Annotated in this window: 28 protein-coding genes; 15 read left to right on the forward strand and 13 right to left on the reverse strand. The window is 71.5% G+C overall.

What is annotated here, in order from left to right:
• Positions 1 to 11: 11 nt before the first annotated feature.
• From BMZ92_RS24280 to BMZ92_RS24295, 4 genes are all read right to left on the reverse strand, one after another.
• Complete coding sequence (locus tag BMZ92_RS24280; RefSeq protein WP_091511809.1) at positions 12 to 860, reverse strand: ParB N-terminal domain-containing protein; 849 nt, start codon at positions 858 to 860, stop codon at positions 12 to 14.
• Positions 857 to 1513: a metallophosphoesterase family protein gene (locus tag BMZ92_RS24285; RefSeq protein ID WP_091511812.1), complete on the reverse strand. Its 657-nt coding sequence runs from the start codon at positions 1511 to 1513 to the stop codon at positions 857 to 859. Before BMZ92_RS24285 ends, BMZ92_RS24280 begins: the two co-directional genes overlap by 4 nt.
• 23 nt (positions 1514 to 1536) lie before the next feature.
• Positions 1537 to 2169 carry a hypothetical protein gene (locus BMZ92_RS37870; RefSeq protein ID WP_218153544.1) on the reverse strand — a complete coding sequence of 211 codons (633 nt, stop codon included), beginning with the start codon at positions 2167 to 2169 and terminating at the stop codon, positions 1537 to 1539.
• Positions 2170 to 2408: 239 nt separating this feature from the next.
• On the reverse strand, positions 2409 to 3491 hold the full coding sequence (locus BMZ92_RS24295; protein ID WP_091511815.1) for a magnesium and cobalt transport protein CorA: 1083 nt from the start codon (positions 3489 to 3491) through the stop codon (positions 2409 to 2411).
• A gap of 372 nt (positions 3492 to 3863) precedes the next feature.
• On the opposite strand from BMZ92_RS24295, the gene BMZ92_RS24300 reads away from it, so the two are divergent.
• Positions 3864 to 4958, forward strand: a complete 1095-nt coding sequence (locus tag BMZ92_RS24300; protein WP_091511816.1) for a DUF2332 domain-containing protein — start codon at positions 3864 to 3866, stop codon at positions 4956 to 4958.
• Positions 4959 to 5002: 44 nt separating this feature from the next.
• On the opposite strand, the gene BMZ92_RS24305 is transcribed toward BMZ92_RS24300, so the two are convergent.
• Together BMZ92_RS24305 and BMZ92_RS24310 are read right to left on the reverse strand one after the other, a co-directional pair.
• Positions 5003 to 5296 carry a hypothetical protein gene (locus tag BMZ92_RS24305; RefSeq protein ID WP_091511819.1) on the reverse strand — a complete coding sequence of 98 codons (294 nt, stop codon included), beginning with the start codon at positions 5294 to 5296 and terminating at the stop codon, positions 5003 to 5005.
• A 137-nt stretch (positions 5297 to 5433) separates the two neighbouring features.
• Positions 5434 to 5820, reverse strand: coding sequence for an NUDIX hydrolase (locus BMZ92_RS24310; protein ID WP_091511820.1), 387 nt, complete (start codon positions 5818 to 5820; stop codon positions 5434 to 5436).
• Between the two features lie 188 nt (positions 5821 to 6008).
• On the opposite strand from BMZ92_RS24310, the gene BMZ92_RS24315 reads away from it, so the two are divergent.
• The 6 genes from BMZ92_RS24315 (at position 6009) to BMZ92_RS24340 (ending at position 9544) form a co-directional block, all read left to right on the forward strand.
• The gene (locus BMZ92_RS24315) at positions 6009 to 6167 is read left to right on the forward strand and encodes a hypothetical protein (RefSeq protein WP_177228847.1); all 159 of its coding nucleotides are present in this window, start codon (positions 6009 to 6011) and stop codon (positions 6165 to 6167) included.
• 2 nt (positions 6168 to 6169) lie between these two features.
• Positions 6170 to 6730 carry a PH domain-containing protein gene (locus BMZ92_RS24320; protein ID WP_091511823.1) on the forward strand — a complete coding sequence of 187 codons (561 nt, stop codon included), beginning with the start codon at positions 6170 to 6172 and terminating at the stop codon, positions 6728 to 6730.
• Positions 6731 to 6815: 85 nt separating this feature from the next.
• The gene (locus BMZ92_RS24325; protein WP_091511825.1) at positions 6816 to 7685 is read left to right on the forward strand and encodes a PHP domain-containing protein; all 870 of its coding nucleotides are present in this window, start codon (positions 6816 to 6818) and stop codon (positions 7683 to 7685) included.
• Positions 7686 to 8303 carry a MarC family protein gene (locus BMZ92_RS24330; protein ID WP_091511827.1) on the forward strand — a complete coding sequence of 206 codons (618 nt, stop codon included), beginning with the start codon at positions 7686 to 7688 and terminating at the stop codon, positions 8301 to 8303.
• 13 nt (positions 8304 to 8316) lie between these two features.
• Positions 8317 to 9174, forward strand: coding sequence for a RecB family exonuclease (locus BMZ92_RS24335; protein ID WP_177228851.1), 858 nt, complete (start codon positions 8317 to 8319; stop codon positions 9172 to 9174).
• Positions 9175 to 9223: 49 nt separating this feature from the next.
• A complete protein-coding gene (locus tag BMZ92_RS24340; protein ID WP_091511829.1) occupies positions 9224 to 9544 on the forward strand; it encodes a hypothetical protein in 321 nt (106 codons plus the stop codon).
• On the opposite strand, the gene BMZ92_RS24345 is transcribed toward BMZ92_RS24340, so the two are convergent.
• The 3 genes from BMZ92_RS24345 to BMZ92_RS24355 all read right to left on the reverse strand — a co-directional run bounded on the left by BMZ92_RS24345 (position 9541) and on the right by BMZ92_RS24355 (position 14444).
• Positions 9541 to 10380, reverse strand: a complete 840-nt coding sequence (locus BMZ92_RS24345) for an alpha/beta fold hydrolase (RefSeq protein ID WP_091511832.1) — start codon at positions 10378 to 10380, stop codon at positions 9541 to 9543. The genes BMZ92_RS24340 and BMZ92_RS24345 overlap by 4 nt on opposite strands.
• A complete protein-coding gene (locus BMZ92_RS24350) occupies positions 10377 to 12098 on the reverse strand; it encodes an Rv3212 family protein (RefSeq protein ID WP_218153545.1) in 1722 nt (573 codons plus the stop codon). The genes BMZ92_RS24345 and BMZ92_RS24350 overlap by 4 nt, the downstream gene beginning before the upstream one ends.
• A gap of 651 nt (positions 12099 to 12749) precedes the next feature.
• Positions 12750 to 14444: a DEAD/DEAH box helicase gene (locus BMZ92_RS24355; RefSeq protein WP_245783219.1), complete on the reverse strand. Its 1695-nt coding sequence runs from the start codon at positions 14442 to 14444 to the stop codon at positions 12750 to 12752.
• A 398-nt stretch (positions 14445 to 14842) separates the two neighbouring features.
• Here BMZ92_RS24355 and BMZ92_RS24360 point away from each other — a divergent pair, with 398 nt between their 5' ends.
• Positions 14843 to 15490, forward strand: a complete 648-nt coding sequence (locus tag BMZ92_RS24360) for a ferritin-like fold-containing protein (RefSeq protein ID WP_091511833.1) — start codon at positions 14843 to 14845, stop codon at positions 15488 to 15490.
• A gap of 45 nt (positions 15491 to 15535) precedes the next feature.
• On the forward strand, positions 15536 to 15766 hold the full coding sequence (locus BMZ92_RS24365) for a DUF3107 domain-containing protein (RefSeq protein ID WP_091511836.1): 231 nt from the start codon (positions 15536 to 15538) through the stop codon (positions 15764 to 15766).
• A gap of 8 nt (positions 15767 to 15774) precedes the next feature.
• Here BMZ92_RS24365 and BMZ92_RS24370 read toward each other — a convergent pair whose 3' ends face one another.
• The 3 genes from BMZ92_RS24370 to BMZ92_RS24380 are packed head-to-tail and all read right to left on the reverse strand — an operon-like array spanning position 15775 to position 17566.
• Entirely contained in the window at positions 15775 to 16470 is a 696-nt protein-coding gene (locus tag BMZ92_RS24370) for a tyrosine-protein phosphatase (protein ID WP_091511839.1), read from the reverse strand.
• Positions 16471 to 16503: 33 nt separating this feature from the next.
• Positions 16504 to 16812: a DUF4873 domain-containing protein gene (locus BMZ92_RS24375; protein ID WP_091511841.1), complete on the reverse strand. Its 309-nt coding sequence runs from the start codon at positions 16810 to 16812 to the stop codon at positions 16504 to 16506.
• Entirely contained in the window at positions 16802 to 17566 is a 765-nt protein-coding gene (locus BMZ92_RS24380) for a TetR/AcrR family transcriptional regulator (protein ID WP_091511844.1), read from the reverse strand. The genes BMZ92_RS24375 and BMZ92_RS24380 overlap by 11 nt, the downstream gene beginning before the upstream one ends.
• A 52-nt stretch (positions 17567 to 17618) precedes the next feature.
• On the opposite strand from BMZ92_RS24380, the gene BMZ92_RS24385 reads away from it, so the two are divergent.
• Positions 17619 to 18521, forward strand: coding sequence for an AurF N-oxygenase family protein (locus BMZ92_RS24385; RefSeq protein ID WP_091511846.1), 903 nt, complete (start codon positions 17619 to 17621; stop codon positions 18519 to 18521).
• Positions 18518 to 19405 (forward strand): alpha/beta fold hydrolase, encoded by an 888-nt coding sequence (locus tag BMZ92_RS24390; protein WP_091511849.1) that lies wholly within the window; start codon positions 18518 to 18520, stop codon positions 19403 to 19405. Before BMZ92_RS24385 ends, BMZ92_RS24390 begins: the two co-directional genes overlap by 4 nt.
• 537 nt (positions 19406 to 19942) lie before the next feature.
• On the opposite strand, the gene BMZ92_RS24395 is transcribed toward BMZ92_RS24390, so the two are convergent.
• The gene (locus BMZ92_RS24395; RefSeq protein WP_091511851.1) at positions 19943 to 20569 is read right to left on the reverse strand and encodes a TetR/AcrR family transcriptional regulator; all 627 of its coding nucleotides are present in this window, start codon (positions 20567 to 20569) and stop codon (positions 19943 to 19945) included.
• An 85-nt stretch (positions 20570 to 20654) separates the two neighbouring features.
• On the opposite strand from BMZ92_RS24395, the gene BMZ92_RS24400 reads away from it, so the two are divergent.
• The 4 genes from BMZ92_RS24400 (at position 20655) to BMZ92_RS24415 (ending at position 25304) form a co-directional block, all read left to right on the forward strand.
• The gene (locus tag BMZ92_RS24400) at positions 20655 to 21659 is read left to right on the forward strand and encodes an alpha/beta fold hydrolase (protein WP_091512026.1); all 1005 of its coding nucleotides are present in this window, start codon (positions 20655 to 20657) and stop codon (positions 21657 to 21659) included.
• Between the two features lie 80 nt (positions 21660 to 21739).
• Positions 21740 to 22855, forward strand: a complete 1116-nt coding sequence (locus tag BMZ92_RS24405; protein WP_091511853.1) for a DUF3152 domain-containing protein — start codon at positions 21740 to 21742, stop codon at positions 22853 to 22855.
• Between the two features lie 84 nt (positions 22856 to 22939).
• Positions 22940 to 24118, forward strand: coding sequence for an adenylyltransferase/sulfurtransferase MoeZ (moeZ, locus tag BMZ92_RS24410; protein ID WP_091512028.1), 1179 nt, complete (start codon positions 22940 to 22942; stop codon positions 24116 to 24118).
• A 394-nt stretch (positions 24119 to 24512) separates the two neighbouring features.
• Positions 24513 to 25304 carry a TIGR02569 family protein gene (locus tag BMZ92_RS24415; RefSeq protein WP_091511854.1) on the forward strand — a complete coding sequence of 264 codons (792 nt, stop codon included), beginning with the start codon at positions 24513 to 24515 and terminating at the stop codon, positions 25302 to 25304.
• Positions 25305 to 25339 lie beyond the last annotated feature (35 nt).

Here is a 25339-nt window from a genome sequence, read left to right on the forward strand (position 1 = left end):
GGCACGGTTTTTCAGTGCCGGCGGGACCGCAACGCGTCGATCACCTCGTCGTCCCAGCGGTGGGTGCGGATCAGGCGGTAGCGCTCGGCGGCCACCCACATGTAGGCCTCGGCCTCCGGGCGTTCGCCGATCAGGTCCGCCTGCCGCAGCATCTCCACCACCGGCTGGTATTCGTCCGTGTACCACCGGTTCGCCACCGTCGCGCGGTCGAGGAACGTGCCTTCGTCCTGCATCAGCCGGAAGCCCCAAGCCTCGACGTGCTCGCCCAGCATCGCGTAGTGCCACGGGTCCGACAGCACGATGGACGCCCGCGCCTGCCCGGTCAGCGGTACCCGCTCCAGGAACAGCCGCCGGTAGTCCTTGACGATCAGATCGCCGCGGTAGCGGATGCCGCCGGGCGAGAGCTTCGTCCTCACCTCGGTCACATAAGCGTCTATTGTGGACAGACCCATCGCGAGCGCCACGGACACCCGGTGGTGCCCGTCGATGATGAAGTGCAGGTCGCCCACGCGGTAGACCTCGATGGGCGGCAGCGCCTCGCCGCGCCGCGCGGCGAGCGCCAGCCGTTCCCAGCGCTCCCGCACCCGGCCCGAGGTGGGCCGGAACCGGCGGTCGAAGTCGTGCCCGCGGTCCACGCTGCCGACGATCGAGTCGAGCTTGATCACCCGCAGCCCGACGCGCCGCTCGCTGACGTACCCGAGCGCCTCCACCACCTCGTCGAACGGCAGCGTGATGTTGACGTCGTCGGGCTCGCGGCGCAGCCGGTTCGCCAGCCGCGACAGCACCTGCCGCCTGCGGGCCCGCAGGAAGTCGTGCTCGGCGTCGGCACGGGGGAAACCGGTGTCCCTGGCGGGGGTCATACGCGCACCTCGTCGAGCTCGAGAACGTGGGCGCCCACGACGTTGCGCACCCTCGTGCCGCCGAGCCGGTGCTCGGGCAGGTGCTCGCCGTAGGGGTGGATGTGCCCGTGCAGCAACCACTTCGGCCGCAGCCGCTCTACCGTCCACAACAGACAGTCGAAGCCTTGGTGGGGGAGGTCCTCGCGGTCGCCGACACCGCGGGGCGGGGCGTGCGTGAGCAGGACGTCCACGCCGCGCCCGTCCCGGCGGCGACGGCGTTCGGCGGCCCGCACCAGGCGCCGCGCGCGGCGGGTCTGCTGGGCCTGCGTCCACTGGTTGGGGCCGCCGCTGTAGCGGACCGAGCCGCCGAGCCCGGCGATGCGCAGCCCGGCGACGTCGACCACCCGCCCGTCGGCGTTCACCGCGCCGGGCGGCCCCGGCCACTGCTGCGGGAACCCGGCGCGCGTCCACAGCCCGCCGGAGCGGCGGAAGCCGGTGAGGTCCGGGTCGTGGTTGCCCGGCACGAACACGCACGGCCGGTCGACGGCGTCGGCGAGGAAGGCCAGGTAGTCGAACGGCAGATCGCCCGCCCCCAGGACGAGACCGACCTCGGCGCGGATCCCGCAGGTCCACCACCGCTCATCGACCTCATCCGCGACAACGAGGGCGCGCATGCCTCCAGACTAGAACCCCGGGGTCACAGACCACCGACTTTGACCGGGAACTTCTGGATGCTCGCGATGGTCTCGCCCGAGTCCTGCAGGACGAGGTCGACGGGGTTCTCCAGTTTGTAGGCATCACCGTTCGGTGGGAAGTTGTTGAGCCGCCCCAGCAGCTTCCCGGGGTTCTTCGTGGTCAGCACGAGCGGCTCGTCCAGCTTTTCCGGCGGGTTCTCGATGCGCAGGGTGAAGGCGAGGAACAACGTCTGCTCCCACGTCGGCGGGAACTGGGAAATGCTGCGCAACAGGCTGTCCGGCGTTTTCGCGGAATCGTCGTGCCGGAGTTCGATCTCGCCGAGGCCCTGCCGGTCCTGGCCGGTGAGCCGGAAATCGGTGACCTTGAGCTTGAGGTTCCACGGGTCGGCGGAGTCCTGCTCGGCCACCCGGAGGTGAACCTGACCCGACAGGTCCACGCTCGCGTCGGACTCCCGTACCCGCAGCCCTGTGCCGGGTGCGTCCAACCGCCAGGTGAACTCCTCGCCCACCTTCGGCGGCGTGGGGGTCTGGCGTGGCCTTGCGGCCGCCGGAGCCGCGCCGGCCAGCGGTAGCGCGACCGCGAGGGCCGCTGTCGTGGTCAGGAAGCTCCGGCGGCTCGAACCCGCAGTGCTCATCGTTCGCCCTTCTCTCACTTTCAGTGACATGTACGACACTAAATGTGAGCAAAGCCGAGCGCGAGAGCCGCCACCCGGCTCAGTGAGCGGCGCGGGCGAGTTCCGGGTGGTCGGCGATGAAGAACACGACCGCGGCGATCCACAGCAGGCTGAACGCCAGTGCCCAGAACTTGAGGTTGGTCAGGAAGCGCGACACGGGTCATCACTCCTTTCGCGAGTTTTTCAGGAGAGATCGGGGGTCACAGCCACTTGTTCTTCCTGAATATTCGGTAGAGGAGCAGGCACGTCCCGAGTATCACGAGCAGTGCCAGCGGGTAGCCGAACTGCCAGTGCAGTTCGGGCATGTACTCGAAGTTCATCCCCTCGATACCGGCGAGCATCGTGGGGACGGTGATGATCGCCGCCCAGGCGGTGATCTTGCGCATGTCGGTGTTCTGCTGCAGCGAGATCTTCGCGACCGTCGCGTCGACGAGCGTGTTGAGCAGCTCGTCGAAGTTCGCCACGCGCTCCGACACGGTGATCAGGTGGTCGTCGACGTCGCGGAAGTACGAGCGGACCTCGTCGGGCACCAGCCGCGTGAAGCCCTCGGCGAGCCGCCGCACCGGAGCGGCGAGCGGCACCACCGCGCGGCGCAGCTCCAGTACCTCGCGCTTCATCAGGTAGATCTGCTCGGCGCTGACCATCGTGCGGGGCGCGAAGACCCTGGTCTCGATCTCTTCGATGTCGTCCTCGACCGCGGCGGTCACGTCGAGGTAGTGGTCCACGACGTGGTCGGTGATGGCGTGCAGCACCGCGGCGGGCCCGAACTTCAGCCGCTCCGGGTCCTCGTCGAGGTCCTGGCGGACCCGCGCCAGCCCCGAGTGCGCGCCGTGGCGCACGGTGATGATGAAGTCGCGGCCGAGGAACGTCATGAGCTCGCCGGTCTCGACGATCTCGTTGGCCGTGGTGGGCGACTCGTGCTCGACGTACCGCAGGGTCTTGAGCACCATGAACAACGTCTCGTCGTAGCGCTCGAGCTTGGGCCGCTGGTGCGCCTGCACGGCGTCCTCCACCGCGAGCTCGTGCAGGCCGTACATCTCCGCGATGCCCTGGATCTGCTGCTCGTCCGGCTCGTGCAGGCCGATCCAGACGAACCCCTCGCGCCGCCTGCGGACCTCCTTGATCGCCTCGCCGTGCGTCCAGCGCCCTGGCAGGCGTTTGCCGTCGACGTACACCGCGCAGTCCACGACGTAGGCCGACAGCGGCACCGGGATGGGCGGCTGGATGCGCGCGCGGCCGTTGCCGCGACCGCGCAGGCCGCCGAGGGACGGAATCGCAGGCATGGGATCTCCTGGCTGACGTAGTGCGAGCTACTACGACGGCCGCGCGGGGGTGTCCGCCCGGCCTTCGACCAGCGTCCCGGGGGAACGGGTTAGCGAGGAGACCTCGGCCCGGCCGGCGGGGGAACGCTGGTTTTCCTAGGGAGCGGACTATCGCCACTGCTCATCGTGCGTTCCTCACCTCCTCAGGCCGGGGACGGGTGCTTGCGGGAGATCGTTCCGACGCGACGCTCCCGTTGGTCGAGGGTACTCCTCGGCAACAGTCACGTCGTTCCCGGCCGGTGTGGTGTTACCCGCTTTTCCAGGGGAGTCGACCTCCTCCGGTGACACGCTTAGGGTGGGAACCCGAAGCGCGCACGAACGGAAAGGCGCCGCGTGGAACTGGACGAGGTCAAACAGCGGCTGCGCACGTTCGCCGCCGGGCAGGCGGCGGGTGTGTCGCCGCTGTACGAGCACCTGGCGGGGCACGCGGCCGAGGACGACGAGATCGCCGGCCTGCTCACGGCGGCGCCGGACGAGCACGCCGACGCGGCGTTGCTGCTCGCCGCGGCGCACCGGCTCGTGCAGGCCGATCCCGTGCACCCGCTGTTCCGGTACTACCCGTCGCTCGGCGGGTCCGACGGCGTGGACGAGTCCACGTGGCCGATGTTCCGCGATTTCCTGCTGGAGCGGGCGGACCGCGTCCGCGAGCTCGTCGCGACCCGGCACGTCCAGACCAACGAGGTGGGCCGCGCGGCCGGGCTGTACCCGGCGGTCGCGCTCGCCGCGAAACAGGCCGGCGGCAAGGTCGCGCTGCTCGAAGTCGGTTGTGCGGCGGGGCTGCTGCTCGGTCTGGACCGGTTCGGCTACCGCTACCAGTGCGACGGTGGTGAGCAGCTCGCGGCGGGGCCGGCGAAGGCGGCGGTGGGCCTGCACTGCGCACTCGACCTCGGGCCGGGCGCGAAACTGCCGAAGGTGCCCAAAAAGCTCGCGGTGACGGGCAAAGTGGGGCTGGACAACGCACCGGTCGACCTGTCCGACGAGGACGAGCTCGCGTGGCTGGAAGCGTGTGTCTGGGCCGACCAGCTCGACCGCATCCGGTTGCTGCGGGCGGCCGCCGCGGCGCAGCGCAAGGACGTGCCGGAGCTGCTGGGCGGGGACGCGGTGGACGACCTGGCCGCCGCCGCGGCGCGCACCGAGGGGCCGCTGGTGGTCCTGACCAGCCGGGTGCTCGGGCACACCGGCGGGCGGGACGCGGAGTTCGTCGAGGCGCTGGCGAAGCTCGCCGCGGACCGTCCGGTGTGGTGGGTCAGCGACGAGCCGTACGAGGTGTCGCTGGTGCACGTGCTGCCGGGGCGCGGCGAACTCGCCTTCGCGGAGACCTACGGGTGCACGCTGGGTCTCACCAGCTGGCGTGACGGCGTACCCGAGGCGCGGGCGCTCGGGCAGACGTCGAAGTACGGCAACCGGATGACCTGGCTGGCGGCCTGACCGGGCAGGCACCCCGGCGGTGAGCCGGGGTGCCTGGCGGTTGATCAGTACTTCACCCACAGCAGGAGGAAGTTGCCGGTGTTGTCGGCCTTGCACTGGTAGTCGCGGCCCGGGTACTGCCGCTGGGCGTCCTGGACGCACTGAGCCAAGGAAGCCATGCTGTTGCTCCCCTGGTACCACTGGACGTACACCCAGGTCCCCGGCGACGTGGGGGGCTGGGGGGAGATCCCGATGGGGTCCTTCGGGTTGACGTCGGCCACGGCCAGACCCGAAGCGGAAGCCATCCCGGCGAACACCGCGAGTGCGACCCCGACCCCGGTCACGAGCTTGCGCAGCACCTGAACTCCTTCTGTCGAAAGGGCATCGGTGGTGGAGCTGTCCCCCACCCCCTCGGACCCAAGCAGGCCGGACAGGGCGAATCGGCACTCGCTTGTGGATCTTGATCGAAGGGGCAGCCGAACCGGCCCTTCCGGTCTCAGCGGCGGGGGAGGCTGTCCCACTCCCTGAGCGCCTCGGCCAGGCCCTCGGTCAGCCGCAGCGTGCCGAAGGCCGCCGCGTCGACCCAGCGGGCCTCGTCGGCGTCGTCGCCGGGGCGGAGCGTCCCGCCGGTGACCTCGCAGGCGTAGTCGTAGATCTCGTACCGGCCCCGCACGACCATGCCGACCAGCGCGCCCGGCCGCACCTCCAGGCCGGTCTCTTCGCGCATCTCCCGCACCACGGCCTGCTCGTCCGACTCCCCGGGCTCGACCCGGCCGCCGGGCAGCGACCACAGCCCGCGACCCGGCTCGTGCCCCCGCCGGATCACCAGCAACCGCCCGTCCGGGTCATGCAGGATGCCGCCGACGCACCGCACCGCTCCCATCCCCGCAGCGTAACGGCGTACGGACCGTTCGAGGTGTACACGGAGAGTAGCCGTGCGGTACGATCTCGAGCGGGCACTGACCCAAGCGCGGGACTTTTCTCCCGTAACGGCGCGCAGTGCGGTACAACGTTACTGGTGAGCTTGCTGAACCGATGCCGGAGCAAGAGACGGGATTGATCGTTGTGGACGTGAAGAAGATCTTGTCGATCGCGGGTATCGCGTTGGTCTTGTTCTTCGTCATTGCGCAACCAGGACAGGCCGCGAACCTCGTCGGCAACATCGTGGACTTCCTGCGCAGCTCTGCCGAGGCCGTGATCACCTTCGTCAGCAACGTGTTCAACGGGTAGCCGTGTTCGCTCCCCGGGACCCCGACGAGTACCTGCTCGACACCGAGCGGCGGGTGGTCAGGGTCCGCAGGCACTGGGCGGTCCTGGCCTGGGACACCTTCGAGGCGGTGGCGCTGCTCGCCATCTGCGTGATGGTGTCCTACCTGCTGCCCCCTTCGATGTACATCGTCCAGAACATCCTCTGGTACGCCGCGCTCCTGGTCGTGCTGGTCTACGCCTTCAAGGTGATGGAGTGGTGGGTCGAGCGGCTGGTGGTCACGGACAAGCGGTTCGTGCTCACCACCGGCGTGTTCACCACCAAGGTCGCCATGATGCCGATCAGCAAGGTCACCGACCTGACCTACCAGCGCACGGCGTGGGGCCGCATGTTCGGTTACGGCACGGTCGTGGTGGAGTCGGCGGGGCAGATCCAGGCCCTCAACCGCATCGACTTCCTCCCCCGTCCGGAGGAGTTCTACGACACCATCTCCGAGCTCGTCTTCGGTGACAAGCAGAAGCAGAGCGAGCGCTTCTCGATGATCAAGGCGCAGCGGCTGGCGCGCGGCAAGAAGATGGTCGGCTGAAGCGAGCGGGTGCGGTCTGCTCGCCGCGGAGCACCCCCGAAGGTGGTCGCCTCGCGTTGCCGGGCCCGGTTCCGCATAGGTCAGAATGGGTCCGATGCGCATCGACCTGCACACCCATTCGACCGTCTCCGATGGCACGGACAGCCCAGCCGAACTCGTCCAGGTGGCCGCACAGGCCGGCCTCGACGCGATCGCCATCACCGACCACGACACGACCGCGGGCTGGGACGCCGCGATCGCGGCGCTGCCGCCCGGGCTGACCCTCGTCCCCGGCGCCGAACTGTCCTGCGTCAGCTACCACGACGGTCCGCACGGGATCAGCGTGCACCTGCTCGCGTACCTGTTCGACCCGGCGTCGCCCGCGATCGTCGCCGAGCAGCAGCGCCTGCGCCTCGAACGGCGCACCCGGGTGCGGGCGATGGCCGAGCGCATGGCCGCCGACGGACTGCCCGTCGACGCCGACGAGATCATGGGCCTGCTGCCCGCCGACTCCCCGGCCGGGCGCCCCCACCTGGCGCAGGCGCTCGTGCGCGCCGGCCTGGTGAGGACGGTGGACCAGGCGTTCGCGGAGTACCTCGGCGCCGGCCGCGGCTACTACCTGCCCCGGCAGGACACCCCGGTCGAGGAGGCGATCGACATGATCGCCGCGGCGGGCGGGGTGACCGTGTTCGCGCACCCGTTCGCCCGCAGCCGCGGCCGCGTCGTCTCCGTCGACACCCTCGCCAAGCTGGCCGAACACGGGCTGACCGGGGTGGAGGTCGACCACCCCAACCACGACGAGGAGACCCGCGTCCAGCTGCGGGGGCTCGCCCGCGAACTGGACCTCGTACCCACCGGCTCCAGCGACTACCACGGCACCAACAAGACGATCCCGATCGGCGCCGAGACCACGCCGCCGGAATCGCTCGAAGCGCTCGTCGCCCGCTCGTCCGGCTACCGGGTCGCGGTGGGCTGAGTGTCGTTCTTCGACGTCAACGTCTTCATCGAGGCCACCATCACGCTCGTCGTGATCATGGACCCGCCCGGCACGGTGCCGGTGTTCCTCAGCCTCGTCGGCCGCAAGTCGCCCGCCGCCAGGGCCCGCGCGGCCCGGCAGGCCGTGCTGGTGTCGCTGCTGGTGATCACCCTGTTCGCGGTCGCGGGCCAGGCGATACTGGCGTACCTCGGCATCGGCATCCCCGCGTTGCAGGGCGCGGGCGGGCTGCTCCTGCTGCTGATCGCGCTGGACCTGCTCACCGGCAAGGGCGGCACGGAACCCGAGGTCGTCGAGGACGTGAACGTGGCCCTGGTGCCGCTGGGCACGCCGTTGCTCGCGGGCCCCGGTGCGATCGCGGCGACCATCGTGTTCGTGCGCGAGGCGTCCGGGCACTTCGGCGCGTACGTGGCACTGGCGCTCGCGATCGTCGTCGTGCACCTCGTGCTGTTCCTGTGCATGCAGTACTCCGGCCTGGTCATCCGGCTGATCAGGGAAAGCGGCATCCTGCTGCTGGCGAAGATCGCGGGTCTGCTGCTGGCCGCGATCGCCGTCGAACTCGTGGCGAACTCCGTGCGCGGGTTCATCGCGGGGGCCTGAGTACGGTGGTGGCGTGGAACAACTGGGCTTCGAGTTCGCGGTCGAGCCGCGGCGCCTGACGAAGGTCAGCCCGGCGCGGCTGGCGACGTTCGCCGACTGCCCCCGCCGGTACCGGCTGACGTACCTCGACCGGCCGACGCCGACCCGCACCGGTCCCTGGGCGCACAGCACGCTGGGCGCGGTCGTGCACAACGCGTTGCGCGCCCTGTTCGAGCTGCCGCCGGAGCGGCGCACCCCCGTCCGCGCCGCCCAGCTGGTCAGCGAGCACTGGCAGGACGCGGGGTTCGCGGACGCCGAGCAGGCCGCGACCTACCGGGACCGCGCCAAGACGTGGGTCATGGAGTACGTCGAGCACAACGACGTCTCCTCGACGCCGATCGGGCTGGAGCGCTGGGTTTCCGCGCCGGTCAACCCCGAGCCGGGGCAGCCGCCGTCGATGATCATCGAAGGCCGTGCGGACCGCATCGACGAGCGCGGCGCGGAGCTGGTGATCGTCGACTACAAGACCGGCCGCCGCGCGCCGGACGAGTACGAGGCCCGCAGCTCGCAAGCGCTTGCGATGTACGCCGTGGCCGCCGCCCGCACGCTGCGCCGCCCGTGCCGCCGCGTCGAACTGCACCACCTGCCGACGGGGACGGTCGCGGCGGCCGAGCACACGACCGACACCCTGCGCCGCCACCTGTCGCGGGCGGAGGAGACGGCGGAGGACGTGCGCCTGGCGACGGACACCCTGGCCGCGGGCGGGGACGGTGACGTGCTGTTCCCGGTGAACACGGGCACGCGCTGCTCGTGGTGCGACTTCCGGCCGAGCTGCCCGGAGGGGCAGCAGGCCGCGCCGCAGGCGAAGCCGTGGGAGCTGCTGGCGCCGTGAGGGAGCTTGCGAGCGAACCGTTCAGCACCACGTCCGCCGAGGAGGCCGCGTGAGTACCGAGGAACTGCAGGTCGTCGCTGTCGAGGGTGAGCGACCCCGGCGCGGGCGGTGGTGGCGCGGGCTGACGGGCTCACTGGCCGCCGGCCTGGCGGGGCTCGCCGTGATCGTGCTGGGCGCCGGCGTCGTGAGCGCGCTGCTGGGTGCGCCGGGGCCCGGGGTGTGGCTGCTGGTCGGGCATCCCGTGGCGGCCGTGCTCGCGTTGGCAGCGCAGCGTTTCGCCGACCGCCGTGACGGCGCCGTGGCGGGTGTCGCCGGAGCTGTCGTCGTCGTGGTGGTGCTGCTGGCGCTGTGGCTGTTCTGGTGGGGCTAGCGCCAGGACCGCCAGACGGGGAGCAGGACGTCGAGCAGACCGCGCGGGTTCTCCGTGTTGGGGGAGTGCGCGGCGTTCGGCACCAGCGCGAACGGGGCGCCGAGGCGTGCGGCCATGTCCTGCTGGGAAGCGACGCTCCACGCGTCGTCGCCCTCGCCCGCCACGACGAGCGCGGGCACGTCGCGCTCGCGCAGCGTTTCCGCGAGTGACGCGACGAGATCGGGTTCGTGGCGCAGGCCGTCGGCCATGCCCAGCAGTCCCTGGGGGCTGGAGGAGACGAACCGGTTGCGGTAGAACTCCTTCAGTTCCGCTGGCATCGGGAGCTGTGCGTACATCTCCTCGCGTGTGGCGTACGCGGCCTCGATGCCCTGCCGGCGCAGCAGCGGTTCGCCGAGGCTGAGCGCTGTGCGGCGAGGGCCGTCGGGGAGCGCGGCCGGTCCGCTGTCCATGAGTGTCAGCCCGGCGACCGGCGCGCCCGCGAGCACCGCGGCCCGTGCGACGAGGCCACCGTACGAGTGGCCCAGCAGCAGCACCGGTTTTCCGTCGGCGGCCAGGTGTTCGACCACGCCGGCCACGACCCGGCCGAGCGGGGCGGGCAGGTACGCGGACTCGTCTTCGGGGCCGGGCGATTCGTACTGCCCCGGCAGGTCGATCGCGACCGTGCGGAACCCGGCTTCGGCCATGCCGTCCAGCACGGGTGCGAAGTCCTCTTTGGACCCGGTGTAGCCGGGCACCAGCAGCGCGACGGCGTCGCCGGGCTTCTTCGTGACGAGCGCGGCGAGCGGGCCGGGCAGGTCGACGCGCTCGGCGGCGTGCGGGGTCAGCGGCCCGGTCATCGGAGCGCCACCAGCGTCTGGCCGCGCTGTTCGAGGAGGACGGGGCCGATCGCGGCGAGCCGGACGGGGCCGGTGTAGCCGTGGCGGTCGATGCCGAGGGTGCGGATGGTGGAGCCGTCCTGTTCGTTGAGCACGGCCAGCCCGCCCTGGATCGGCACGACGAGCTGGTGGTCGAACAACACGCCCGGCCCGAGCGCGGAGCTGAGTGTCCACTTCGGAGTGAGGTTGTCCCGGGAGAGCGCCACCAGCTTGGAGCCGGTGAACCAGTACACAGTGGACGGTGTGGACGACGTGACGGGGATCCCGTTGGCCGGGTCGTTCGCGAGGTCCTCGGGCGGCAGGTCGAGCGGGTACGCGGACACCTCGTTGCCGTCGGCGCCGTAGAGCACGAGCTGCTTCTGGTCGGCGAGGGCGACCGCGACGTAGTCGCCGGACATCGCGACGAGGCGGCCGGAGACGCCGGGCAGCAGCGTGCTGAACGACACCTGGGGCTGGTCGGCGTCCTTGGGGGCGGCGCGGTAGACGGTGAGGCGGTCGCCGGGGTCGCCGGGGCAGCGCTCGATCACGCCGACGCGGCTGGAGGCCATGGCGACGGAGCCGTAGGTGCAGCCGGTGCGGGGCTGCTTGCCGGGGTTGACCAGCGCGGGGACCTGCCCGTATTCGACGGTTTCGACGAGGTCGTCGCGCCAGGTGTTGAGCAGGGTGTGGCCGAAGGCGGTGACGTACGAGCTGTCGGCGACGAGGCCGGCGCCGAGCTGGGCGCTACCGGTGCGTTGTGCTTCGCGGTGCCCGGTGTCGGGGTCGAGTGCGATGACTTCGCTGCAGCCGGTCTCTCCGCGGAGGCCGTCCTTGCGGAACAGGGCGACGGCGCGGGACCAGCCCTCGGCGGCGGTGCAGAGCTGCAGGTCGCGGGCGTAGCGCCAGCGGACCTGCCCGGTGAGGGGGTCGCGCCCGGCGAGTTCGCCGCCGTCGGCGGTGACGACGGACTTGCCCGCGGCGATCGGTTCTGGGGCGGCGCCGCTCGGTGCCTGCCAGAGCTCGCTGAGCTGGGCGGGGACGGCGGCGGGGACTTCGGGCAGGGCGGGAGCGGGGCCGGCGGTCTCGGAGATCGTGGCGCGGCTCTCGCTGTTCGCCCAAACGGTGACACCCACGGCGACGACGGCGACCGCGATGAGCACGGCGATGACCTTGTCGCGGGGCCTGCTCCAGGGCGAACGGCGGGCGCGCTGGACGTGCCGGCGGGGCTGGCTGCGGACGATCGGGGCGGCGCCGGAGGCCGCGGCAAGGACATCCTCGACGCCGATGATGTCGGTGGCGTCGGGATCGTCGGACCGGCGCCGGTGCCGCCCAGAGCCGGGCCGGGCGTCGGGGGTGAGCGTGACGGGGCGGAGGTTGTCCCGGGTGCCGAGGGCGTGCTTGGGCTCCCGGGGGGAGGTCGGGGCTTCGGCTGGGGTGGCTGGGGTGGCAGCTTCAGCGGTGGTGGCCGCCGAGGTGCCGGTGGTGGGTGCGGCGACGTCGGAGGCAGGGGTGGTTGGTCCGGCTCCGGGGGAGACGGGACCCTCGGGCAGGGTGGCCGCGGTGCCAGGTTCAGCGATGGTGGCCTCAGGGGCGGAATCCTCCGCCTGGATCCCAGGGCCTTCCGCTGGAGTTTCGGCGCGTCCCGCCGCCTGCGCGGTAGTTGCCGGAGTTTGGGCGGTCTCCGGCCTCGAGGGCTCCATTGGAGCCTCGGCACCTTCGTCTGCAGGCGCGGGAGCCTGGGCGGTCTCCGGCCTTGAGCGCTCAGCCGCCTCGGCCGAAGGGGTGGCAAGGGCCGGAGCCTGGGCGCTTTCAGGCGCCTGCGGCTCCGAGACCACCGCCGTGGGACCGGCCACCTCCGGCCCAGAGGTCGCCTTGGTCTTCGGGGCCGTCGCTGGAGCCGAAGCCTCGGGCCCTTCCGCCTCCGGAGCCGAAGCTCCGGGCCCCTCCGTTTCCGGGGCGGAAGTCGCCGGGCGCTCGGCACCTTCCGAGCCTGAAGCCGCCGGGGGGTGTGCTTTCGGACCCGAAGCCTCGGGCCCCTCCACCTCCGGGCCTGAAGCCTCGGGCTCAGAGGTCGCCGTGGTCTCCGCGGCAGCCGCCGGACCTGGAGCCTCGGGTCCCTCCGCCTTCGGCCCCGAAGGCTCCGGAGCCGAAGCTCCGGGCCCCTCCGCTTCCGGATCCGAAGCCGCCGGGGGTGGCTTGGGCAGTGACGGTTCAGCCGTCGACGGTGCGGTTGGTTCGGGGGGACCGCCGCGCTGGGCGGTCTCCTCCTGGCGCTCGTCGTGGTTCGACGTACCCTCGGCGGGCTCCCTCACCTGCACTTCTCCCGTGATCGGCGCGACTGGCGTCCTCGCTCAGTCTGCCGAAGCAGGCGTATCGGATGCGTTTGCCGCGCCGGAGCGGCGACGACGCCTCCGCCTTGCGGGGCGCTCCGGGTTCTCACCGCCCGCTTCACGCTCGGCCGACGGCGGAGCCGTCTCGCCACTGCGCGTCCGCACCCGGCGGCGCGTCGCGGGGCGCTCCTCCGCCGAGTCCGAAGCGGCAGCCGAACCCGCGCCAGCAGCCGAGCCGGAAGCACCCGAACCCGCGCCCGAGGCCGAGCCGGAAGCACCCGAGCCCGCCCCAGCATCACTCGATCCGGTCTTCGCGGCGGCGTCCGCGGCCTCGACGGCCTCCGCCGCGGCCGCGCCACCGCGCGTCCGGCGGCGCTTGCGCGTCCGCGGCGCCGGGGACTCCGGACCGCGGCGCTTCCGGCCGCCCATCTTCTCCTCCGGCTCGGCCGCCAGCCCGGCCCGCGTCCGCTTGCCCAGCGGCAGCCTGCCGGTCGCGTCCTCCGGGATGTCGAGGTCCGTGAACAGGTGCTTCGACGTCGAGTAGGTCTCCACCGGCTCCGGGATGTCCAGGCCGAGCGTGTCGGAGATCAGCTTCCAGCGCGCTTCCTCGTCCCAGTCGACGAGGGTGATCGCGACACCCGTCTTGCCCGCGCGGCCCGTGCGGCCGATGCGGTGCACGTACGTCTTCTCGTCCTCGGGCGTCTGGTAGTTGATCACGTGCGTGACGTCGTCCACGTCGATGCCGCGCGCCGCCACGTCGGTGGCCACCAGCACGTCGACCTTGCCCGACCGGAACGCCCGCAGCGCCTGCTCACGCGCACCCTGGCCGAGGTCACCGTGCACGGCCGCCGCCGCGAAACCCCGCTCGCTGAGGTCGTCGGCCACCTTCTGCGCCGTGCGCTTGGTGCGGGTGAAGACCATCGTCAGCCCGCGGTCCTTCGCCTGCAGCACACGGGCGAGCAGCTCCGGCTTGTCCAGCGAGTGCGCCCGGTAGACGAACTGGGTGGTGCGCTCGTGCACGGCACCGGCGTCGTTCTCCTCCGCGCGGATGTGCGTCGGGCGGTTCAGGAACGTGCGGGCCAGCGTGATGATCGGGCCGGGCATCGTCGCCGAGAACAGCATCGTCTGCCGCTCCTCGGGCACCATGCCGAGGATGCGCTCGATGTCGGGCAGGAAGCCCAGGTCGAGCATCTCGTCGGCCTCGTCCAGCACCAGCGCGCGGACCTTGCCCAGCACGAGGTGCCGCTGCTCGGCGAGGTCCAGCAGCCGGCCGGGGGTGCCGATCACCAGGTCGACGCCCTTGCGCAGCGCGTCGATCTGCTGCTCGTAGGGGCGCCCGCCGTAGATGGCGAGCGTGCGGATGCCGAGGTACTTGCCCGCGTCCTGGAGGTCGTGCGCGACCTGGACGCACAGCTCACGGGTCGGCACCACGACCAGCGCCTGCGGCGTGCCGTCACCCGGAGTGGTGATGCGCTGGAGCAGCGGGACGCCGAAGCCCAGCGTCTTGCCCATGCCCGTGCGGGCCTGGCCGATGAGGTCCTCGCCCGCCATCGCGAGCGGCAGCGTCAGCGCCTGGATGGCGAAGGTGCGCTCGATACCGGCCTCGGCCAGCGCGCGCACGATCTCGGGACGCACCTCGAACTCGGCGAAGGTCGGGTTCTCCGGCTTGACCTCGGCGCCCGCCTGCAGCGGGTGCGAGGTGTCGGTGGCCGGCACGCCGCTCTCGCTGTGCTCGAGGGCCACCGGGTCGGTTTCTGTTCGGTTGGGGGAAGTGCTCGCGGTCAGTGTGATCGCCTCTCTCGTACCAGCGCGCACAGCCTGGTCGGATCTCGGCACTCGACCGCGGAATCGTTCGGCCGGCGGGAATGCCGCAAAAAGGCTTGCACGCACACTGTGTTGTCCGAGCCGCTTCCGAACGCGGCCCGATAATCCGCCCCACAGCGGCGTCGTCCCAGGTGGAAGGCACTGTGCCTCTCGGACGGGCGCACTGTCGCCGGAGCGGAAGCTCCGTCAATACACCGACTATTGTACCGGCCGCCCCCCTGGCCTCGGCATTTCGGTCCGGCGTGTCCACGTGGGATTGGTCTCTTCCAGTGGCGACTAGGCTCACGGCCGTGACCACCCAGATCAGTGAAGGTGTCGTCGACCTGCTCGGGGTCGTCGCCTACGGTGAGCTGTCCGCATTCGATCGGATGGCGGAAGACGCCCGCACCGCGCCCACCCTGTCCGGGCGCGCGGCGCTCGCCTCGATGGCGGCCGCGGAGATCGGGCACTACGAGGTCCTGGCGCGTTACCTCGCCAAGCACGGCGTCCCGGTGGAGGACGCGATGGCCCCGTTCGTCTCGCACATCGACGCGTGGCACGCCTCCACCGCGCCGAAGTCGTGGCTGGAATCACTGGTCAAGGCGTACGTCGGGGACGGGCTCGCGGCCGATTTCTACCGCGAGGTCGCCAGCTGGCTCGACGACGAGACGAAGGACCTCGTGCTCACGGTGCTCGACGACACGGGGCACTCCGCGTTCGCCGAGCGGGAGGTCGCGGCCGGGATCGAGGCCGACCCCAAGACGAGGGACCGGCTCGCGCTGTGGGGGCGGCGGCTGCTGGGGGAGGCCCTGACGCAGGCGCAGTACGTCGCGGCGGAACGGGACGGGCTGGCCGAGCTGATCGTGTCCGGTTCGGGTGATCTCGCGGGAATCGCGGCGCTGTTCCGGCGGTTGCAACAGGGGCACACCAAACGGATGCAGAAGCTGGGGCTCGGATAGCCTCTAGGGCAACAAGCGTGACGAAGAGATAGGCGGAGGTCACCCGTGGAGGTCAAGATCGGCATCAAGGACACCCCCCGTGAGCTGGTGGTGTCCAGTGGCCAGACGGCCGAGGAGGTCGAGGCGCTGGTCGCCGACGCGCTGAAGGCCACCGACGGCGTCTTCCGCCTCACCGACGAGAAGGGCCGCAAGTTCCTGGTCCCGTCGGACCGGATCGCCTACGTCGAGATCGCCCCGACCGACGTGCGGCGGGTCGGGTTCGCGGTCGGTTCGTAGTCCGGCTTTCACCGCACACGAGGGACGCTCCCGCTCCGGCGGGGGCGTCCCTCGTGCGTTGACCGGGTGCGGATGGCCGTGAGCTGCGCCGACGTGGCGCCGCCGGCCAGGAGGAGGCCTGCCGGGTCGAGCCCGTCGAGGGTGGCGCGGACGGCTCCCGCGAGGGTGCTGCCGTGGTGGCGCAGCGCGGCTTCGATCAGCGGGGCCTGGTGCGGCGCCGCGGACCGGGCTGCCCGCAGGTAGTCGGCGACGATCGCCGCCGGTTCGACGTCGGCGAGTGCGAGCAGGAGCAGTGCGACCAGGCCGGTCCGGTCGCGGCCCAGGCCGCAGTGGAACAGCACGCCGCCTGGCCTGGCCTCGGCGAGAGCGGCGATCGCGGCGGCGCAGCGTTCCGGCTTCCGCGCCAGGAACAGCGGGTAGTACAGCGGGCTCCCGTCACGGCCCTCGCGCCGGACCTGGCGCCAGAACTCCACGTCGGCCACGTCGTCGAGGGGCACGTGCACGAGGTCCATGCCCGGCGCGTCGTACGGCTCGATCTCGTCGTCGTTGCGCAGGTCCACGACGGTGCGGATGCCGGCTCGACGGGCGCTGCGCCAGTCCGCCCCGGGGCGAAGCGCCGCCGAGCGGAAGAAAGCACCGTGTGCGGTCACGCCCGATCGAGTGGGCAGTCCGCCGAGGTCGTGGCAGTGGGGGAAGCCGTGCACCCGGTCAGGTTCGGGCCTGCCCCGGGGGCAAGGTCAAATCTCGGCCAGGGACTTCGGCACCGAGAACGGGGGCGTGCTCGTGCCGAGGACGCGGTACCGGCCCCACGGGTCCGGGTCGGACAGCTCGCCGTGGGCCGTGCCTTCCGGCGTACGTATTTCGGCCACCTTCTTCCGGCCGCCGAGCAGCTCGTGCAGGGTTTCGTTCGCGGCGACCCGGCCGTACCAGTGGTAGTAGCCGTCGATGGGCTGGAAGTGCCCGCGCAGCTCGACCTCCACCGCGAACTCCGTGCCGTCCACGACCAGCGTCGCGGTGCCGGTGTAGCCGTCCTCGTCAGCCGACATCCGACTCCTCCTTCTTCCCCGCCGAAAGGCGTACGACCTTGTTCTCCTCCAGCGGGAGGTTCGGATCGATCGTGATGCCCTGCTGGCGCGCCAGCCCGTCGATCGCGGCCCAGATGATCTGCGTCAGGTACTCCACGACGCTGTCCCGGCTCATGGAACGCCGTTCCAGCCACCACTCGCCGGTGTTCTGGACCATGCCGACGATCCCGTACGCCCAGGGTTCGGCGGCGCCCGAGTCCATGCCGAACATCCGCATGTAGTCGCCGAGCAGCGCGGTCAGCGCCGTCGCGATCAGCTCCTTGTCCTCGGCGACGACGTCGGCGTCCGCGGGCTTCTCGGTGAACGAGCCGCGCGCGAGCAGGCGGTAGAGGTTCGGGTGCTCCTCGATGACGGTGAAGAACGCGTCGAGCGCCATGCGGATGCGCGGCACCGGCGCCAGCTCGGCGTTGATCGCGGGGACGAGGCGGGAGAACAGCAGCTCCGTGCCGCGCTGGCCGAGCGCGAGGTACAGGTCGGCCTTGTCCGCGAAATGCCGGTACAGCACGGGTTTCGTGACGCCCGCGGCGACCGCGACGTCCTCCATCGCGAGGTCGGGGCCGTGCTCGTCGAGCGCCTTCAGCGCCGCCTCGACGAACTCCGCACGCCGCGCCACGCGGTGCTTGCGCCACCGGTCACGCCGGGCGTCCCCGGTCGCCGGTTCGTCGGCCTTGGGGCCCTTTCCGCTGCGCTTGACACCTTCAGCCACGGCGCTCATGCTACCAAAGGTAACTGTTACCGGTGGTTACACACAAATCCGGAGGGGCGCGATGACGCGGGCACTCGAGGACGAGGGGCGGGAGAAGACCGCCGACCGGCTGCTGAAGTCGTCGGCTGGCAAGTTCTACGACCCCGAGGTCGACATCGACTGGGGAGCACCGCTGCCGGAAGGTGGTCTGTACCAGCTGGAACACCGGTGCTCGCTGTACGGCACGCACCTGTGGGACCGGCTGACGCCGGAGCAGCGCGTGGAGCTGGGCAAGCACGAGCTGGCGAGCATCGCGAGCAACGGGATCTTCTTCGAGGTGCTGCTCATGCAGCTGCTGCTCAAGGAGGTCTACAACAGCGACCCGACCACGCGGCACGTCCAGTACGCGCTGACCGAGATCGCCGACGAGTGCCGCCACTCGACGATGTTCGCCCGCTTCGTCGAGCGCGTCGGGGCACCGCCGTACGGGCCGGTGAAGATCGTGCACCGGCTGGGCAAGCTGCTGCCGTTCATCGGGTACGGCCCCGCGCTGTACGGCTCGATCCTCGTCGCCGAGGAGGTGCTGGACCGGCTGCAGCGCGAAAGCATGGCCGACGAGGGCATCCAGCCGCTGGTGCGGATGGTCAACCGCATCCACGTCCTGGAGGAGGCCCGGCACGTCACGTTCGCCCGCGAGGAGGTCCTGCGGCGGACGCCGAAGCTGTCGAAGGCCGAGCTGGGGTACCAGCGGTGGCTCATCGCGTCCGTCAGCTTCGCGATCACGCGCAGCCTGATCAACCCGCAGGTGTACAAGGCGGTCGGGCTGCGGCCGCGCGAGGCGTGGGAGACCGCGCTGGCGAACCCGCACTTCCAGGAGACGATCCGGTGGGCGGGGGAGCGGATCATGGGCTTCCTGACGGAGGCCGGGCTCGTCGGCGCGCCGGGGATGGGCCTGTGGCGCAAGTCCTTCCTGCTCGCGAAATGACGGCGGCGAAGGTCGGTCACCGGTTCGTCACCGCTGACGGGACGGCGTTGTACGTCGACGTTTCGGGGCCAGCGGACGCTCCGGTGACGTTGGTGCTGGTGCACGCATGGACGCAGGACTCCACCGAGTGGGAGCCGATCCTGCCGCTGCTGCCCCCGGACGTCCGGGTGGTGCGGTACGACCACCGCGGGCACGGCGCGTCCGCCCCGGCCAAGCCCGGGACGGCGACGATCGCGCAGCTTGCCGACGACCTCGCCGAGCTGGTCTCCGACCGCGTGCCGGGGCGGATCGTGCTGGCGGGGCACTCGCTGGGCGGGATGACGGTGATGGAGCTGGCGGAGCGGCACCCGGAGCTGGTGCGGGAGCGTGTCGCGGGGGTCGCGTTCATCGCCACGTCGTGCTCGAACCTCGACCGCATGACGCTCGGGCTGCGGGGCGCGGCCGGACGCGCGGCGATCCGCGTCGACAAGGCGCTGGCGCGGATGCTCACGCGGTACGAGAAGGAGTCCGTCCCGGTGCCCGCGGCGCTGGCTCGCCCGGCGACGAAGTGGCTGGCGTTCGGCAGGAAGGTCGACCGCGCGGACGTGCGGGCGATGACCGCGCAGTTCCTGCGGGCGCACCCGAGGAGCATCGGCGGTTTCCGCGACTCGATCTCGCGGCACGACCGGCGTGAGGCGCTGGCGAGGCTCGCGGGCAGGCCGAGCGTCGTGCTCGTCGGCGACCGGGACCGGCTCACTCCGGTGTCCCACGCACGGGTGATCGCGGCCGAGCTGCCGGATGCGGAGTTCGTCCTGTTCCCCGGTGCGGGGCACGAGCTGCCGTACGAGCGGCGGCAGGGTGTGGCGCAGCGGCTGAGGTGGCTGGTGGAGGCCGCCCGGGGGTGAGTTCCGGCGGGTGGGCTCGCGGCGGGGTCGGGTGGCGGCGGGGTGCGCCGGTGCCGCAGGGGGGTGCCGGGGTGCTGTGCCTTGGTGCTGTGACCTGCTCGGGTGGTGGCGGGGTGTGGCCGCGGGAGGCGGTGGGGTGCGGCCGGTGCCGGGGCGGGTTGCGTGAGCGGTGGGGTGCCTGGCTGGAGAAGCGGGTGGGCGGCCGGTGGCCGGATAGGGCGAGCAGCCTCGACGCGGCCCCGGCCGCCGGAGAGCGGGTGGCCTGCCGAGGAGTGGGTGCCCGGCCCGGCCAGCTAAACCGCCGGAGCAGGCGCCCGGCCCGATCCGCCGGGGAGTGGATGCCTGGCCTGTCCGGCCCGACCTGGCGGGGAGCGAGTGCCTGGGCCCCCGGAGCGGATGCTCGGCTGCCGGAGCCGACCCGGCCCGACGGAGCGCCTGCCCCACTCGCCAAACCCGCCGGAGCGCGGCCAAACCCGCCGGAGCGCCTGCCCCACCCGCCAAACCCGCCGGAGCGGGCGCCCGGCCGCCGGCGCGCCGCTACTTGCCCTGCAGTGGGAAGCCCGCGCCGATGCCGCGCCACGCGAGTGTCGCGGTGAGGGCCACCGCCTCTTCGCGGCTCATGGTGCTGTGGTGCGTCAGCCAGAAGCGGGCGCTGACCTGGCTCATGCCCACCAGCCCGACCGCCAGCAGCCGCGCTTTCGCCTCGTCGAGGCCCGCGTCCGCGGTGATCGTCTCCGTGATGGCGTCCACGCTGGCCGACGTGGCCCTGTCGACCGCGTCCTGCACGGCCGGCTCGCCACGCAGGTCCGACTCGAACACCATCCGGAACGCGCCGGCGTCGTTGTTGACGAAGTCGAAGAACGCACCGACCGCCGCCTGCACGCGCAGCTTGTTGTCCGTCGTCGACGCCAGCGCCTCCTGGACGCGCCCCACCAGCTCGTCGACGTGGCTTTCCAGCAGCGCGATGTACAGGTCGAGCTTGCCGGGGAAGTGCTGGTACAGCACCGGCTTCGACACCCCGGCCTGCTCGGCGATCTCGTCCATCGCCGCCGCGTGGTAACCGTTCGCGGAGAAGACGCGCTGCGCCGCCGCGAGCAGTTGCGCCCGCCGCTCGGTGCGCGGCAGCCGCACGCCTCGCTGCTGGGCAGGCGCGGTTTCCGACATGTTTCCTCCCGAATAGACCCGTTCGAGATTACTCGGCGGTACCGACGAGTCGCCAAGCCCGGCCTTCCAGTTGCATGCTGGTTTGATGACCGACACCGTTCAGACCGCCGGAGAGGCCGATTCCGGCAGACGCGCCGCGGTGACGCACGTGCCTCTCTCCAAGACCCCGCTACCCGACCTCGACCCGGCACAGCGACCGTGGCCGGGCACCGTCGAAACCGCGGGCGGGGTTTCCCTGCACGTGCGCCGCACCCCCGGCGCGGCCGACACCACCGCCATCTACGTGCACGGCCTCGGCGGCTCCTCGACCAACTGGACGGATCTGGCGACACTGCTGGCCCCCTTCGCCACCGGGCTGTCCGTCGACCTGCCCGGCTTCGGCTTCTCGGAGCCCACCGAGGGCTTCCGGTTCAGCCTCGACGAGCACGCCGACGAGCTGGCCCGGTTCATCGAGGGGCTCGGCAACGGGCCCGTGCACCTGCTCGGCAACTCGATGGGCGGTGCCGTCGTGCTGCTCGTCGCGGCGCGGCGGCCGGAACTGGTGCGCAGCCTCACCCTGATCTCGCCGGCGATGCCCGACCGCAGGCCGGACCCGCGGCGGCTGTCGGATCCGCTGATGATGCTGGCGTACCTGCCGCTGGTCGGTCGCGGCGTGCGGCGGAAGCTCGCGGCGATGAGCCCGCGCGAGCGCGCCGCGCAGGTCATCAAGCTGTGCTTCGCCGACCCGGACGCGTTCCCGCAGCACCGGCTCGACGAGCTGGCCGAGGAGCACACCGCGCGGGCCGAACTGAAGTGGGCCAACGCGGCGATGGCGGCGAGCACCATGGGGATCTTCCGGACGTGGTTCGCGCGCGGGCCGAAGTCGCTGTGGTCGGTCGCGCCGCAGGTCGGTGTGCCGTCGCTCGTGGTGTGGGGGACCGAGGACAGGGTGATCTCCGTCCGGCGTGCCGCGCGCACCGCGAAGGCGCTCCAGCGGGCCCGGCTGCTCGTGCTGCCGCGCACCGGGCACGTCGCCCAGATGGAACGTCCCGTTGCCGTCGCGAAAGCCGTTTTGGGCATGTGGGAACGGGTGGAGGGGAACGCCTGGTAGGCCAACCGGGTGAAGAAAATTCGCAGTGTGCCGGGCTGGTCGCTGTGCGCAGCGCGGTGGGGGTGTGGCACCCTGGGCCCGTGAACCGGGTGAAGAACGGCGAGCAGAGCGAGGAGCAGCGGTCCCGGCACCGTTCCCCGCAACGCCGTTCACGCCGCAATTCCGCCGACCGGTACGCGCGAGGCCGCCGTCGCACGAAGGGTGAGCCGCTCAGCGCGTCCTGGCGTCCCGCCACCCCCGGCCAGCTGGAGCAGACCCCGCAGGAGGCCCGCAAGGCCCGCCGTCAGCGCGGCCGCCTGCGGCGCGTGGCGAAGGCCTACGGGTGGCGGATGTACGCGCTGCCGATCCTGGTGGTCCTCACCGCGCTCGTGGTGTTCAACACCGCGCGGGAGCCCGCCCAGCCCGCCACCGGCTCGGGTGCGTCCACCGGCACCGACGGCATCGCCGCGGACGGCGGGGTGCCCGAGAAGCCCGCGCTGCCGGCGAACCTGAACGTGCCCACCGCCCCGCTGCCCGACGGCGGCGCCTTCACGCAGGCGGGCAAGATGACGTGGCACGTCGTCCCGCTGTCCAACGACGGCACGAGCGGCAAACGGGCGGGCACCGGCGGTCGGCTGTACCACTACACGATCGAGGTCGAGGACGGCATCGACCCGGCCAGCTACGCGGGGGACGACTCGTTCGCCCGCACCGTCGAGGCCACGCTGTCGGACGCCCGCAGCTGGATCGGCACCGGCAAGGTGAGCATGCAGCGGGTCGACGCGAGCTTCCCCGACCCGGACTTCCGCGTCCGCCTGACCACGCCGGACACCGCGACGCGCGCGGACCTGTGCGGGTTCGGCATCCCGTTCCCGACGTCGTGCTACATCCGCGGGTTCCACCACAGCGTGATCATCAACCTGGCCCGGTGGGTGCGGGGCGCGCTGGCGTTCGGCGCCGACATGGGGACGTACCGGCAGTACGCGATCAACCACGAGGTCGGGCACGCGCTCGGCAACGGGCACGTGGGCTGCAAGGAGGACGGCGCGCTGGCGCCCGTGATGATGCAGCAGACGTTCGGGGTCAGCAACAACTACGTCGCCGAGCTGAACCAGGTCGACATCTACAACTCGAAGGCCGTGCCCTCGGACGGCAAGACGTGCAAGCCGAACGCGTGGCCGGTGCTGAACCTCGGGGACACCGCTCCCACGGGCTGAGACAGGGGCCGGGAAGACGTCACCCCTCGCGCGCGTTGTGGATACTGGGTAGTTGGACGCGATCCGCGCGAGATGGAGGACCCGATGTCAGGCACGCTGCCGCCGCTCGTCGAGCCGGCCGCCGAGCTCACCAAGGAAGAGGTGGCCCGGTACAGCCGGCACCTGATCATCCCGGATGTCGGGATGGACGGGCAGAAGCGGCTGAAGAACGCGAAGGTGCTGGTCATCGGCGCGGGCGGGCTCGGCAGCCCGGCCCTGCTGTACCTGGCGGCCGCGGGCGTCGGCACCCTCGGCGTCATCGACTTCGACGTGGTGGACGAGTCGAACCTGCAGCGCCAGGTGATCCACGGGCAGTCCGACGTGGGCAAGCCGAAGGCCGTCTCGGCGAAGGAGTCGATCGCCGAGATCAACCCGTTCGTCGACGTCATCCTGCACACCGAGCAGCTGACCACCGAGAACGCGCTCGACATCTTCCGGCCGTACGACCTGATCCTCGACGGCACCGACAACTTCGCCACCCGGTACCTCGTCAACGACGCCGCGGTGATCCTCGACAAGCCGTACGTGTGGGGCTCGATCTTCCGCTTCGAGGGCCAGGTCAGCGTGTTCTGGGAGAACGCGCCCAACGGCAAGGGCCTGAACTACCGCGACCTGTACCCGGAGGCCCCGCCGCCCGGGATGGTGCCCTCGTGCGCCGAGGGTGGCGTGCTGGGTGTGCTGTGCGCCTCCATCGGTTCGATCATGGTCACCGAGGCGATCAAGCTGATCACCGGTATCGGCGAGCCGCTGCTCGGGCGCCTGATCAGCTATGACGCGCTGGAGATGCGCTACCGTGAGGTCAAGATCCGGAAGGACCCGGAGACGCCGAAGATCACCGAGCTGATCGACTACGAGGCGTTCTGCGGGGTGGTTTCGGACGAGGCGCAGAACGCGGCGAGCAACCACACCATCACCCCGGCCGAGCTGAAGGCGAAGTTCGACGCGGGTGAGGAGTTCGAGCTGATCGACGTCCGCGAGCCGCACGAGTACGAGATCGTGAACATCAAGGGCGCGAAGCTGATCCCGAAGGACCGCATCCTCTCGGGTGAGGCGCTGGCGGAACTGCCGCAGGACAAGCCGATCGTGCTGCACTGCAAGTCGGGGGCGCGCTCGGCCGAGGCGCTGGCCGCGTTGCACCGCGCCGGGTTCAAGGACGCCACGCACCTCGGCGGTGGCGTGCTGGCCTGGGCGAAGCAGATCGACCCGAGCCTGCCGACGTACTGAGCCGCGGCGGAAGGGCGCTTCGGGAGGCTGCTTCCCGGGGCGCCCTTTTCGTGCGGGTGGCGTCGGGGCGCGTCCCGCGTCTGCCGACGTGCTGAGTTCAAGCGGAGGGGCGTCCTGGGACGTGGTTCCGGGACGTCCCTTTTGTGCAGGTGGCCTCGGGATGCGCCACGCACCTCGGCGGCGGCGTGCTGGCCTGGGCGAAGCAGATCGACCCGAGCCTGCCGACGTACTGAGCCGCGGCGGAAGGGCGCTTCGGGAGGCTGCTTCCCGGGGCGCCCTTTTCGTGCGGGTGGCGTCGGGGCGCGACGCGAGTCTGCCGACTTACTGAGCCGCCTCGAAAGGAGCCCCGGAAAACTCTTCCGGGGCTCCTTTTTGCGCAGGTAGCCTCGGGGTCGTGCCGTCCGAGTCCCCCGTGCCGCAGCGCGTGCTGAAGGCGTTCGGCGCTCAGGGGGAGCTGGAGCGCGTTCCCGGCAGCGGCGCCTGGCGTTGCGGCGACCTCGTGCTGAAACCCGTGGCGGACAAGGCCCGTGCCGTCTGGCTGGCCGACGTCCTTGGCCGGCTCGTCGTGCCGGACCTGCGGATCGCGCGGCCCGTGCGCACCACCGACGGGCGCTGGCTGATCGGTGGCTGGGCGGCCAGCCGCTACCTGCCGGGGCAACCGGAGCACCGGCACGACGAGACGATGCTCGCCGCGTTGAAGCTCGCCCACGCCACCGCCGGGCTGCCGCGGCCCGAATTCCTCGCGCGCCGTCAGGACCCCGACGCGATCGCCGACCGCGTGGCGTGGGGTGAGGTGGACGTGCCGGTCGACGAAAACCGGGGCGGCCGCTGGTTCGAGGTGCTCGCCGTCGCGCGAAGACCCGTGCGGCTGCCGGACCAGGTCGTCCCCGGAGACCTGTTCGGTGCCGTGTTGTTCGACGGGCCGTCCCCACCCGGCGTCGTCGACTTCGAGCCCTACTTCCGTCCCGCCGAGTGGGGCGCCGCCGTCGCCGCGGTGGACGCCGTCGCGTGGGGCGGCGCACCGCCGGAGTTCCTGCGACGGTGGTCACACCTGCCCGAATGGCCGCAGCTGATCCTGCGTGCCGTGTTGTTCCGCCTCGCCGCGCACTCACTTCGGCCCCGTGCCACGGTTTCCGCGCTCGACGGCCTGCGCGTCGCCGCCGCCGCGGTCAGCGAACTCCTCTGAGCAGCGCCTTCTCACCGCGCACCCGCCGCGATTCC

Source organism: Amycolatopsis sacchari (genome assembly GCF_900114035.1).
Classification (GTDB): Bacteria; Actinomycetota; Actinomycetes; order Mycobacteriales; family Pseudonocardiaceae; genus Amycolatopsis_E; species Amycolatopsis_E sacchari.